This is a genomic window from Pseudomonas sivasensis, from assembly GCF_013778505.1.
GTDB classification, from domain to species: domain Bacteria; phylum Pseudomonadota; class Gammaproteobacteria; order Pseudomonadales; family Pseudomonadaceae; genus Aquipseudomonas; species Aquipseudomonas sivasensis.
Genome location: NZ_JAAOWU010000017.1, coordinates 95,464 through 108,446, shown reverse-complemented (window position 1 = coordinate 108,446; position 12,983 = coordinate 95,464). Strand labels below are relative to the sequence as shown.

The window sequence follows — 12,983 nt, the reverse complement described above, 5'->3', positions numbered from 1 at the left end:
GAATCGTCGCGCCGCCCCGCCCATATTTTTGACCGAGTACATTCTTATGACCCAACCGTCTCTACGCTCCGTGGAAGTTGCCAATTTTGAAGCCTTGCTCGAACGCCTCACCGCCGAGCTGGCCAGTACCGCGCCGCAGTACGATGACAGCGGCGCCTTCCCCCACGCCAACTTCCAGCTATTGCATGAACACGGCCTGGTCGCCCTCACCGTGCCCAAAACCCTGGGCGGCGGCGGTGCCAGCCTGCCTCAGGCGCGCAAGGCGATTAGTGCGATTGCCAAGGGCGAGCCGTCCACCGCGCTGATCCTGGTGATGCAATACCTGCAACACACACGCCTGCAAGACAGCAAAACCTGGCCCCAGCACCTGCGCGTGAAAGTCGCCGAAGACGCAGTGCGTAACGGTGCGCTGATCAACGCCCTGCGCGTCGAGCCCGACCTCGGCACCCCGGCCCGTGGCGGCCTGCCCGCGACCACTGCGGTGCGCACCGCCGAAGGCTGGCGCATCAGTGGGCGCAAGATCTACTCCACCGGCAGCCATGGCCTGAGCTGGTTCAGCGTGTGGGCACGCAGTGACGACGCCGACCCGCTGGTGGGCGCCTGGCTGGTGCCCAAGGACAGCCCCGGCGTGAGCATCATCGACACCTGGGACCACCTCGGCATGCGCGCCACCTGCAGCCATGAAGTGGTGCTCGACAACGTGCTGGTGCCGCTGGACCACGCCGTCAGTGTCAGCCCTTGGAGCGCACCGCAGCCGGAGTTGGATGCGGAGGGTTTCCTGTGGATGTCGGTGCTGCTCTCGTCGGTGTACGACGCCGTGGCCCAGGCCGCGCGGGACTGGCTGGTGAACTGGCTGGAAGAACGCACGCCGTCCAACCTCGGTGCGGCGTTGTCGACCTTGCCGCGCTTTCAGGAAACCGTCGGGCATATCGACACCCTGCTGTTCGCCAACCGCAGCCTGCTCGACGCCGCCGCCGACGGCCACACCCCGGCCGCCAACGCCGCACAGTTGAAGTACCTGGTCACCCACAACGCTATTCGCGCGGTGGAACTGGCCATTGAGGCTTCCGGCAACCCTGGCCTGTCGCGCCATAGCCCGCTGCAACGCCACTACCGCGATGTGCTGTGCAGTCGCGTACATACCCCCCAGAACGATGCAGTGCTGCAAGGCGTCGGTAAAGCCGTGTTCGCCCAACGCCAGAAGGAACGCACATGACTCACGTGATTATTGCCAGCCAGTTGGACGAAGACTACAACGACGTGATCCGCGCTCGCCTGCGCACGGTCCACCCCGAAGCCCAGGTGATCGGCGTTCCGGTGGGCGTGCCAAGCGACCTGCCGCCCCAGGCGAATATCCTGTTGCTGCGTCCGATCAACGTGCGCGGCTACACCGCCCCGGAGACCCCGCCGCCAGGCTGGCCCTACGGCGCGCAATGGGTGCACTTGGTCTCATCGGGCATCGACTTCTACCCGCAATGGCTGTTCAACGGCCCGCCGGTGACCACCTCCCGGGGCAGCGCCGCCGACAACCTGGCCGAGTTCGCCCTGGCGGCGATCTTTGCCGCGTCCAAGCATTTGCCGGATATCTGGGTGAAGGATTCACAGTGGAATTTCACCCCGCTGCGTCCGCTCAAGGGCACCACATTGGGGATTCTCGGCTTTGGTGCGATTGGCGAACGCCTGGCGCAGAAGGCTCACGCGCTGGGAATCAAGGTGGTTGCGCTGCGCCAAAGCCCGACACCGTTCGGGATCGACGGGGTCGAGGCGGCCAGGGACATCCACGACCTGTTCGCCCGCGCCGACCACCTGGTGCTGGCGGCACCGCTGACCGAGGCTACGCGCCATATCGTCGATCGGGACGTGTTGGGCAGCGCCAAGCCGGGGCTGCATTTGATCAACATTGCGCGCGGCGGGTTGGTGGATCAGGAGGCGCTGCTGGAAGCGCTGGATAACGGGCAAATCGGCCTGGCATCGCTCGACGTGACCGAGCCGGAACCGTTGCCGGATGGGCACCCGTTGTATACGCATCCGAGGGTGAGGTTGTCGCCGCATACGTCGGCGATATCGACCGATAGCCGTAATGAGATTGCTGATACGTTTTTGGCGAACCTGGAGCGTTATGTTTTGGGTGTGGAATTGGTGAATCTGGCTAATGGGTGATGCCGTTTGAAGGTGGGGGTTGTTTGGATTGCGGTTTTTTGGTGTACATATCCGTTTATGCGGTAACGGCGGGTATTGGTTCCGCCCTTACGGCGGGTCACTTTGGAAAAGCCCCAAAGTAACCAAAGGGCTCTTGCCCCAACACTCGGCACCTCGCCTAGGCTCGGTGTGCCCGCACTCCGGCTTGAATCCGTGGGCCGCCGCGATGGGCCATCCATGGCCCAGCGCGGCTAACCCGGCGTCCTGCCGGGTTACCCACGGATTCAAGCCTGCGTTCGGCCAGCGTGTTTGACGGGGCGCCTGAGATCAAGATCAAAAGCGCAGATCAAAAGACCGCTGACTTCGTCAGCGAAAAGGATGTAAGAGCCAAATCAAAAGCAGATCTAAAGCAGATCTAAAGCAGATCAAAAACAGATCAAAAACAGATCAAAAACAGATCAAAAACAGATCAAAAACAGAGCAAAAGCAGGACAGCAGGCTAGGACCTATCTGTCTGATCTATGGAGATCAAACTGTGGGAGGGGGCTTGCTCCCGATAGCAGTGGGTCAGTCACAACTGCATCAACTGACACCCCCTCATCGGGAGCAAGCCCCCTCCCACATTTGGACGGAGTTGGAGCTGAGAACCCGGTCGGCTCTAAGGCCGCCGCGGCCTTGCTTTTGATCTGAAATCGCCCCGTCAACCACGATAGCCGGAATTCGACATTGATTTGGGGGGTAAACCGGCAGGGATGCCGGTTTAGCCGCCCTGCGCCATGGATGGCGCGTGGCGGCGGCCCCCCAAATCAATGTCGGATTACGGACACACCGAGCCTAAGCGAGGTGCCGAGTGGTGGGGCGAAGGCCTTTTGGTTACTTTTGTGCCTTTACAAAAGTGACCCGCTGTAAGAGCGGAACCACAGGCGGCCGTTACCGCAGCAACGGATATACACTCGATCCCATCCAACATCTTGGTCGGCTTTAAGGCCGCCATCGGAAACACCACCTGCGGTAAACCAGCTCACCACAACAGCAGCATTGCCAACCGAACGGATCATTTGATGCGGTAGTGAAACGTATTCCTCACAGCCGGCACCACAACAGCCTTGCCATCAACGATCCTTGGCTGATAGCGGAAGGTGTTCGCCGCCGCCAGTGAAGGACGCATGAACAACGGGTGGCAGCCGTCCAACACCTTGGGATTTTCCACGCGGCCTTGGGTGTTGACGCTGTACTCCAGGGTGCAATCGCCTTCGATGTTCTTGTCCAGAGCACGCTCTGGGTAGTCCGGCGCTTCCTTGCTCAGAGGCTGGTATTGGCGGCTGTCAAAGGTCGGTGCCGCTGCAGGCGCAGGTGTGGCGACGCGGGCTTTTTCCGCAGCCAATCGCTCCTGGGCCTGGCGCTGTAGTTCCAGCTCGCGGGTGCGTTGTTCGGTGGCCAGGCGTTCCTGTTGTTGCTCGATTTTCTTTTCTTCGACGCGTTTACGCGCCAGGGCGGCTTTCTCCAGTTTTTGCGCCTGGATTCGGGGGTCGACCGCAGGTTTCACTGGTACCGGAATCACCACCGGCTCCGGCGGCGCAGGTGCCGGTGCAGCAACCACCGGTTCTGGTACTGCCACCGGTGCAGGCGGCAGCATGACCAACTGCGTGTGCATCACCCGAGGTGCCTCCACCACCGGTTTTTCCGTCGACCAGCCCACCATCAACGCCGCCAACACGCCCACGTGCAGCGCCCCCGCCAGGCTGGCGGCGAAGCTGTTTCGCCACACGCCGGAGGTATCCCTGGGTTCCATCACAAGCGTCGGACTGTGCATGATCATCGCCGTCATTGCGGGGCCTCGGTCACCAGCCCCACGTTGCTGACACCGCCTTTTTGCAACACCGCCATGGCTGCAACCACACGTCCGTAGCCGGCGTTGTCGTCGGCGCGGATGTACACCTGGGTGTCACTGCGTGCCGCCACCACCTGCATGACCTTGGCGCCCATTTCGTCCAGGCTCACGGCGCTGTCGGTCTGGTGCTGGGTGTCGAGCTCGCCGCCGAGGTTCCAGTAGTAGCCGCCATCGGCCTTTACCGACAGCGTCAGGATCTGCTGGCGGGTATCGGTGGCCAGCGCCTCGGCGGCGACCTTGGGCAGCTCGATCTTCACGCCCTGGGTCAGCATTGGCGCGGTGACCATGAAGATCACCAGCAGCACCAGCATCACGTCGATATACGGCACCACGTTCATTTCGGCCTTGGGCCCGTGCTTGCGTTGCGGCCTGACTAACATGGGAGTTGCTCCTTTCAGGCGGCCACGGCCAGGTTGATCGGCGCACCGCGCAGGGTGCGGTGCAGGCGCACTTGCAGCTCATTGCCAAACGCGTAGTAACGGGTGAGCAGCGTCTGGCCACGCGCCGCGAAGCGGTTATAGGCGATCACCGCCGGGATGGCTGCAAACAGGCCGATGGCTGTGGCGATCAGCGCTTCGGCAATGCCCGGCGCCACTGTCGACAACGTGGCCTGTTGCACTTGGGACAAACCGATAAAGGAATTCATGATCCCCCACACCGTGCCAAACAAACCGATGTACGGGCTGACTGAACCCACGGTCGCGAGAAATTGCAGGCCCTTTTCCAGTTCGATTTCCTGCTCGGTGATCGCCACCTGCAAGGCCCGCTCAACACCTTCGAGCACCGCAGGGTCATGGCTGTGCAGGTGCTGGTATTCCTGGACGCCGGCAATAAAGATCGGCGCAATCCCGCCCTCGCCCGCCTGCACGGTTTCGCGGTACAGCGGTTGCAAGTCCGACGCTGCGCGAAAGCGCTGCACGAAGCCATTCAACTGGCGCTCCAGGCGGCGCAGTACGCTGCCGCGCTGGATGATCAGGTACCAGCTGAGCAACGACGCCAGCAGCAAGGTGATCATGACCGCCTTGACCAACAGGCTGGCGTCACTGATAAGGCCCCAGATCGTCATATGTTCCATCGTCGCGTGCATGGTGATGTCCTATTCGATTAAAAAGTGATGACGGGGTGATGACGGTTCACGGCAATTTCAGCGCACGGGTCACGTCAGCCCACGGTACGAATTTAAAATTCTGGGTTTGCTCGGGCATGCGCTTGCGGCCGTCCTGCACCACCAGCATGCCTTGGCTCCAAGGCCCGCCCAGGTTGATGGCGGTGACCTCCAAGCCATCGGTTTCCGAGGCGCCGTCGATACCGGCGGCGGCATTAAGGCCGACGCGAAACCCACCGTGAATCGCAAACGGCGGCTCGGCATCCACCACCAGGTAGCTGTCGTTGCCTTGGCTTGAGATCACCAAATAGTCGCGTTTGTCGCTCTGATACAGCGCCAGGCCCTCGACGTCCGCGTGCAACTGCGGGCCGACCTTGATCACGCTAGTGAGGGTGGCCGGTTGATCGGCACGAGCGTCCACCGCCCACACCCCCACGTCTTCTTCGCCGATAAACAAGCGCTGGCGCTGGTCGTCGGCCACGCAGCCTTCAGGCTGGCTGTCGACCTTGAACTGGCGCACCAGCTCACCTTGCACACGGCCATCCGGGGCGCTCAGGCGGTATTGCAGGAAGGTGCCGTCCTTGCCGTTGGCGATGGCATAGATCTCGCCGCTGGCGGGCTGATACAGGCAGATGCCATAGATTTCCTTGAGCGGCGTAGGCACTTCACCGGCTTCGCGCAACTCGCCGCTCTGACGGTCGATGCTGAATACGCTGAGGCTGTTGTGATCACGATTGCTGGCGACGGCCAGATCCACGGTCTGGGCGCCCAGCTTGAAGTTGGGGCGGACGTCGACGTTGTTCAGGCGTCCGACCGCCAATTCCTGCAACAGCTTGCCGTCAAGGTCATAGGCCAACAGGCCTTGTTTTTTATTGGTGCCAAGCACGCGGCTTTTGGCCGGGGTGTCGGGGTGAATCCAGATCGCCGGATCATCCGCCGCATCACCCTGGCGGCCGACTGGGTCGGTTTGGCGCACGGCGGCGACTTCCGGCAGTACAGGATCGGCCGCTACAGGCTTGGCCTGCCAGTTGAGCTTGCCCTGGTAGAGCGTGCCGCTGTCGTCGTCGCGTACCAGCAGCTGTTGGCCGTTGACGCTCAATTGCTCGGGTTCTTTCAGGCCAGGCAAGCTCAGGCTCGGCTGTTCCACCCAGCGCTCGCCCGTCCTTTGGAACAGGTGAAGTTGCGCAGTCTTTGGATCGAGCGCGACCACGCCACCCGGCACCAGGGCGACGGCACCGGCTTCACGCTTGGGATTATCGAACACCGCCACCGGGGTGCGTTTCACGTCCGCTTCCGGGTGCGCCGGGTAGGCCCACCAGCCGACATTTTCTTCATTGACTATCAGTTGATTCGTCCCGTCGTCCACCTGGCAGAACTGCGCCGATGGTGGCAGCGGCAAACCGCGCACACGCTGGGGTTCAGTCAGCAGCGTCGCGCCATTGCCCACCAACCATTGCTCGCCCTTGCCCTCCTCACCCACCAAAAACACAAACAGGTTGGCCGCTGAATCGCGGTACAGGCACAGGCCGTTCACCGGGTAATCGCGGGCCGGCAGGTACAGCGGTTTGCCCCAGGTTTTGCTGGCGGCGTCGAGGGTGATCAACAGCGCTTGTTGACGATCATTGTCGAGGCTGGCGACCAGTACCTGGGCGCCTGCGGTGCGGGTGTCGAGGCTGCTGAAGTTGCCTTTGAACCGGGTCAGTTCAGTGCCTTTGGCGTCGAGCAGTTGCAGGCCGTCGCGGGTGCTGGCGGCCAGGCGCTCGGGGGTGCTGGGGAGGAAAGCCACTGCTTCGGCGTTCAGGGATGTCGCCCAAGGCGTCAGGGTCAGGTCGGCAGCCAGTGCATGAGTGCAGGTCAACACCGATATCAGCAAGTACAACGTGGAGATTCTCATGTACAAACAAATCCTTCGAAAACAATGGAGTTCCCATGTGGGAGGGGTCTTGCTCCCGATGAGGGTGTGTCAGTCAGCAGATGTATTCACTGAACCACCGCTATCGGGAGCAAGCGCCCTCCTACATTGGAATCGAGGTGTGAGTTAGAAATGGGTGAAGGTCAGGCCGAGCTTGTAGGTCGGGCCGTACTCTTCGTATTGGCCGTTGTAGCTGCGGTGGCCGGTGTAGACGAAGTACGACTCATCGGTGAGGTTCTGGGCCTCGAAGCTGACTTGCAGGTTCTTGGTCAGCGAGTAGCGCGCGCTGAAATCGACGAAGGTCTGCGCGTCCACATGCAGGTCGTGGGCCTTGTCGTTGATCGAGGCCAGTTCATACAGGTAGGCCGATTTGTAGTTGGCCGACAGGCGCAGGCTGAGCTTGTCGTCTTCCCAACCGAGCATCAGGTTGCCGACGGTGTCCGATTGGTTCGGCAGGCTGATGTTGCGTTTGCGGTTCGTGCCGCTGGCGGCGTCGAAGCCTTCGATATCCGCGCTGGAGCGGCTGAAGGTGCTGTTGGCGCCGATCAGCAGACCGTTCCAGGGCGCGGGCAGCCAGTCGAATTTCTGCGAGTAGGCCAGTTCCAGGCCATAGAGCTTGGCGCTGTCGCCGTTGGCGTAGGTGTGGGCCTCGGAGAAGTTGGTCCAGGCGCCGGTGCCGGCCACGTCGGTGTTGTAAACGAAGTTCTTGATGTCTTTGTAAAACACGAACGCTGAGACGGTGCCGGCGCGGCCCATGAAGTGCTCGATGCCAAGGTCGAGGTTGCTCGATTCCAGGGGCTTGAGGTCCGGGTTGCCAAAGGTGGCTTCGTCATCGTCGATCACAAAACCCGGCGCCAGTTGGCCGAAGGTCGGGCGCACCACGGACTTGGTCCAGGCCGCGCGCACCTGGGTGTTTTTGTCGATCTGGTAGCGCGCATGCAGGCCCGGCAGCCAGTGGTGATACTGGCGCTTGGTCTCGGTGGCAGTGAACACGCCATCGGTGGCGCCGGTACCCTTGGCTTCGAACTCGGTGCCTTCGTAGCGCAGGCCGGCGATAAAGCGCCAGTCGTCGATGTCGATGGTGTTCATCAGGTAGCCGGCGTTGATGTCTTCGCGAATGGTGAAGTCGTTGACCCGGGACTCGGTCTCGTCATAAAAGTCCGCCGCATTGAGGCTGCCGATCAGTTGCTTGATGCCGCTGGCGCTGATGCCTGGCCCGTAGTTGCCCAAGCGATAGTCGACACTGCCCTTCTGGAACTGGGTCAGGTTGAGCTGGTCGGCGGTGTAGCCAAGGGTGTCGAAGTCCTTATAGACCCAGGCCTCCAGGTCATTGTCCTTATTACGGCGACTCACCTTGCCACCGAATTTGACCTGGGACGCATAGCCGCTCAGGTCGTAGTCGCGGGCCAGGTCCAGGCGCAGGTTTTTCTCGGTGTCCTTGGTGTTCTGTTTTTCCCAATCAACTTTGTCGAGCGTGAAGTTGCTTGGGTCGTAGAAACCGGCACCGATGATTGGCCGTGGCTTGTCCTTGTCGTAGAAACCGCTGTTGGCAAAGTCGCCGCCGTCGAAGGTGGCTCCGGCGATGTGCGCCGGGCTGTCTTCGCTCGATTGGCTGTAGCCGGCCTGACCGCTGAGGGTCCACAGGCCAAGCATGCGCTCACCGCCGAACACGTAGGACTGGATTTCCTGGGTTTCCTCACGGTTCTTCAGCTTGCGCTTGGCTTCAGCGTCGCCCAGTTCACCAGCGGCTTGGGGGTCGGCAAATTCAATGCTGGTGGAGTTGCGGGTTTCGGTGTCTTTGTAGCGGCTGTAGAGGGTGCGCAGGTAGTAGCTGCTGAGGTCATCGGGCTTATAGTCGAAGTTCAGTCCACCGCCGGCGCGTTCGCGGCTGATGTCGTAGTCGCGCTGTTCGAATTCATTGAGTTTGGCGCCGTCGGTGAAGTCCCAGGCACCGCCGGTTTCGACGTTGTCCGAGCCAAAATCACGCTTCTGCCAGCTTAGGGCTGCGGCTACGCCAAAGTTGTCGATGCCGTCGCCGAGGCTGAAGCGGTTGCTCGCCGCGCCGGAGAATTTGGGGCTGGTCTGACTCGTATTCTTGTCGTAACTGGCTTCGGTGCTGCCGGTGTAGAACAGGCCTTTGTGGTCGAAGGCCGACAGGCTCTGCACGTCGACGGTGCCACCTAGGGAGTTAGCGTCCATGTCCGGGGTGAGGGTCTTGATCACCGACAGCGACTGCACCAGTTCTGACGGCAGCACATCGAGGGCCACGGCGCGGCGCGCGCTTTCCGGGGCGGGCACCAGGGTGCCGTTGATGGTTACGCTGTTGAGGTCCGGACCGAGGCCACGCACGCTGACAAATCGCCCTTCGCCCTGATCGCGCTCGACGCTGATGCCGGGCAAACGCTGCACCGCTTCTGCGACGTTTTCATCCGGCAACTGGGCCACGCCGTCGGCATGCACCACGCTTTTGATGCTGTCAGAGCTGCGCTGCTCTTTAAGCGCTTGATCGATGGCAGCGGCCTGGCCGACCACTTCGACATGCTCGGTGGTGGTGGCTTCGGCGGCACTCAACCGTTCGCTGGCAATCGCCAGGGCCAAGGCGGTGAGCGTGAAGCTGACGAGCCCGGTGCGCTTGTACATGAAATCCTCCCCAAGAATCCGTTGGCGCCAGGCAAATGGCCCGGCAACTGGGAGGGCAAGCTAGGGGTGGGGGATGACGGTTCTGTGACAGGAGTTGGCGGCGAGGCCCGTAAACCGGGGGTTTTGCCCGAACCCGGACGTGGAATGAGCTGATATGACCTGTGGAGATCCCCTGTGGGAGGGGGCTTGCCCCCGATAGCGGTGGGTCAGCAGGCCTATCTGTTGACTGATACACCGCCATCGGGAGCAAGCCCCCTCCCACATTTTTTGATCTCCAGTGTGTTTGAGCTGAGCTGATTCGACCCTCCCACGCCGTCATCCAACCGTCACATCCATCTGCTGTGCTGGCGCCCATCGCTCATTCGCCCAAGGACCCGCGGCCATGTTTTCCGTGCTCAAACCTCATCGCTGGAAACTCGCGCTCTTGCTCATTGCCGCCAACGCCGGGCTGATCCTGCACCTGGCCTGCGGCGAGTTGAAAAGCGTCAGCGAGTGGGTCTGGCTGGATATTTTCGGCGAAGGCGGTTCCGCCCTGCTCGCCCTGGTGTGGCTGGGCCTGGTGCTTAAAAGCCGCCCCGCCGGGCGCGTCACCAATTACCTGGCGCTGGGGCTGTCGTGCATCTTCTTTTCGTGGTGGATCGACAGCCTCGATGAGTTTATCCGCCTGCCTGACAGCATCACCTGGGACCACTGGCTGGAATCCGGGCCGATGCCGGTGGGCATGATTCTGCTGACCATCGGCATCTACCACTGGCACCGCGAACAACTGGCGATCAGCGCGCAGATGGAAAAGCGCGAACGGCTGTTTCGCGAGCACCGCCTGTTCGACAAACTCACGCCCCTGGCCGGTGCCGACTACCTCAAGCGCCAATTGGCCGACAGCCTGCACGACAGCCGCGAACAGCAACAACCGCTGTCACTGCTGGCACTGGACCTGGACAACTTCGCCGCCATTAACCAGGCCTACGGGCATGTCGAAGGTGACGCCGTGCTCCAGGCCCTCAGCCATTTGTTGTTACTCAATCTGCGCCGCCAGGACTTGCTTTGTCGACTGGCCGGTGACCGCTTTGTGGTGCTGCTGCCCAACACCGGCGAGCGCCAGGCCAAAGAGCTCGCGCTGGAGTTGCAGCAAGCGGTACATGGCCTGGCCCACAAAACCCGGCAACAGGGCGAACGCCTGCAACTGGCGGCGACCACAGCGGTAGTAATGGCCCTGGACGAGCCGCCCCAGGACTTGCTCAAGCGCCTGAACCTGGCGTTGGCCAGGGCCAAGCAACCTCTCGCGAAAAGCGCCTGAGATGGCGGTGAAAACCAACTGGTATGAGGCCGACAGCCGCTTCATACCAGGGCACAACCAACCGGCCACGCTGATTGACCTGGCACTGTCCCGTGACATCGACAGCCATCGTTTGCTGCGCGGCACCGGGCTGTTCCATGAGGACATCCTGGCCGGAACGGCGCGCTTGAGCCCGCAGCAGTTCCTGGCACTGATCGGTAACAGTCGAAAGCTGCTGGATGCCGACGACAGCAGTTTTCTGTTGGGCCAGCGCTTGCTGCCCGGCTATTACGGCGCAGCCAGCCATGCCTTGGGCCATGCACAGAATCTGCATCAGGCGCTGGAGATCCTTATTCAGCAACAGGTGCTGCTCAGCCCGTTGGTCACCCTGCAAGTGGAGCTGGATGAGCACCACGCCTACCTGTATTGGCTGGACAGTTGCGGTGCTGGCGAGCAGTGGCGGTTTCTGCTGGAAGCGAGCATGACGTCGCTGGTTGCCATGAGCCAATGGCTCAGCGGCGAGCGTCTGCCGTGGGTGTGCAGTTTCAGCCATGCCGAGCCGCGTTATGTCGAGCAGTATTGGGTGCATCTGGGCGAAGAGACGCGCTTCGAGCGCCCGCTGGACATGATGTGCATCCCCCGCGAACACCTCACCCGCGCCTGGCCCGGGGCTTCGGCTACCGCCGGCCAGGTCGCGCGCCAGCAGGCTCGCGAACAGATCGAACATTTGGGCTTTGCCGGCAGTTTTCTCGATTGCCTCTACGACTATTTGCGCGAGCAGGTGCGCCAACCGCCGAGCCTGGAACAGGCGGCCCAGGCCTTCGCCATGAGTCCGGCGACCCTCAAGCGCAAACTGCACAAACACCACACTGGCTTTCAGCAGCAAGTGGACCGGGTACGCAAACAAGTGGCGCTGCACCTGTACCAGGTCAAGGGCTACAGCAATGATGAAGTGGCGGCGTACCTGAACTTCAATGATGCGGCGAACTTTCGACGCTCTTTCAAGCGCTGGACTGGCAGCACCCCGAACCTGATCCGCCAGTTGTTCAACAGCCGCTAGCCAGGCGCTCGCGCAGGAACTCTACCAACGCCTGCACCGGCCGCGAGCTTTGCCGATGTTGGGGATAGACCGCCGACAAGGTCAGGGCTTCGGGGGCGAAGTCGTCGAGAATGGTGATCAGGCGACCGTCCTTCAACGCGTCGCCAACGATAAAGGTCGGCAGGTAAGTGACGCCCAGCCCGGCGATGGCGGTGTCACGCAACAGCTCACCGTTATTCACGCGCATGCGACCGCTGACATTCAGCGCCTGCACCTTGCCCTTGAAGCGCCATTGAACTTGACGGCCATGGCCGTAAGGCAGGCAGTCGTGTTGAGCCAGATCATCGGGTTGCAAGGGTGTGCCGCGCAGAGCCAGGTAGTCGGGGCTGGCGCAATACACCCGCTGGATGCTGGCGATACGGCGGGCGATCAGGGTGGAGTCTTCCAGGGTGCCGATGCGCAACACCAGGTCGTAGCCTTCGCCGATCAGGTCCACGGGGCGATCGCTGAGGTCGACCTCCACCGACACTTGGGGATGGCGCTGCAAAAACAACGGTAACAGGCAACCCAGGTGCGCCATGGCAAACGACAACGGCGCACTGAGGCGAATGGTGCCGCGCGGTTCGCTGTTCTGGCCGGCGATGCCCTGCTCCACTTGCTCGACTTCACCGAGCAGGCGCAAGGCGGATTCGTAGTAGCTCTGGCCCAGGGGCGTGACATCCAGCCGGCGCGTCGAGCGGTTGAGCAGGCGCACGCCGAGGCGATCTTCCAGCTGGATCAGGCGGCGGCTGACGAATTGCTTGGACAGGCCCAATTGTTCGGCGGCAGCGGTGAAGCTGCCGGATTCCATGACCTGGCAAAACAGGCGCATGTCTTCGAAGGGGTTCATTGTCGCTTCTCGGTGGACGATGGGCTGATTTATAACTGGATGGTCGCAACACCACAAATCAAATGTGGGAGGGGGCTTGCTCCCGATTGCGG

At 61.9% G+C, this 12,983-nt stretch carries 10 protein-coding genes; 4 read left to right on the top strand and 6 right to left on the bottom strand.

Features of this window, described 5'->3' with window-relative positions:
• Positions 1–46: 46 nt before the first annotated feature.
• Entirely contained in the window at positions 47–1,216 is a 1,170-nt protein-coding gene (locus G9Q84_RS23560) for an acyl-CoA dehydrogenase family protein (protein ID WP_181644187.1), read from the top strand.
• Positions 1,213–2,160, top strand: a complete 948-nt coding sequence (locus G9Q84_RS23555; protein WP_181644186.1) for a D-isomer specific 2-hydroxyacid dehydrogenase family protein — start codon at positions 1,213–1,215, stop codon at positions 2,158–2,160. Before G9Q84_RS23560 ends, G9Q84_RS23555 begins: the two co-directional genes overlap by 4 nt.
• Positions 2,161–3,193: 1,033 nt before the next feature.
• Here G9Q84_RS23555 and G9Q84_RS23550 read toward each other — a convergent pair.
• The 5 genes from G9Q84_RS23550 to G9Q84_RS23530 form a co-directional block, all read right to left on the bottom strand.
• Positions 3,194–3,967 carry an energy transducer TonB gene (locus tag G9Q84_RS23550; RefSeq protein WP_181644185.1) on the bottom strand — a complete coding sequence of 258 codons (774 nt, stop codon included), beginning with the start codon at positions 3,965–3,967 and terminating at the stop codon, positions 3,194–3,196.
• The gene (gene tolR, locus G9Q84_RS23545; protein WP_181644184.1) at positions 3,964–4,410 is read right to left on the bottom strand and encodes a protein TolR; all 447 of its coding nucleotides are present in this window, start codon (positions 4,408–4,410) and stop codon (positions 3,964–3,966) included. The genes G9Q84_RS23550 and tolR overlap by 4 nt, the downstream gene beginning before the upstream one ends.
• Before the next feature lie 14 nt (positions 4,411–4,424).
• On the bottom strand, positions 4,425–5,117 hold the full coding sequence (gene tolQ, locus G9Q84_RS23540) for a protein TolQ (RefSeq protein ID WP_032889400.1): 693 nt from the start codon (positions 5,115–5,117) through the stop codon (positions 4,425–4,427).
• A gap of 46 nt (positions 5,118–5,163) precedes the next feature.
• A complete protein-coding gene (locus tag G9Q84_RS23535; RefSeq protein WP_032889402.1) occupies positions 5,164–7,029 on the bottom strand; it encodes a phytase in 1,866 nt (621 codons plus the stop codon).
• A 144-nt stretch (positions 7,030–7,173) separates the two neighbouring features.
• A complete protein-coding gene (locus G9Q84_RS23530; RefSeq protein ID WP_122764163.1) occupies positions 7,174–9,687 on the bottom strand; it encodes a TonB-dependent receptor in 2,514 nt (837 codons plus the stop codon).
• Between the two features lie 382 nt (positions 9,688–10,069).
• Between G9Q84_RS23530 and G9Q84_RS23525 the strand changes: the two genes are divergently transcribed.
• Both G9Q84_RS23525 and G9Q84_RS23520 read left to right on the top strand, forming a co-directional pair.
• Positions 10,070–10,984, top strand: a complete 915-nt coding sequence (locus G9Q84_RS23525; protein WP_181644183.1) for a GGDEF domain-containing protein — start codon at positions 10,070–10,072, stop codon at positions 10,982–10,984.
• A 1-nt stretch (position 10,985) separates the two neighbouring features.
• Positions 10,986–12,023, top strand: coding sequence for an AraC family transcriptional regulator (locus G9Q84_RS23520; protein ID WP_095184515.1), 1,038 nt, complete (start codon positions 10,986–10,988; stop codon positions 12,021–12,023).
• Here the strand turns inward: G9Q84_RS23520 and G9Q84_RS23515 are convergent.
• Complete coding sequence (locus tag G9Q84_RS23515; RefSeq protein ID WP_095184514.1) at positions 12,010–12,891, bottom strand: LysR family transcriptional regulator; 882 nt, start codon at positions 12,889–12,891, stop codon at positions 12,010–12,012. The genes G9Q84_RS23520 and G9Q84_RS23515 overlap by 14 nt on opposite strands.
• Between the last annotated feature and the right edge of the window lie 92 nt (positions 12,892–12,983).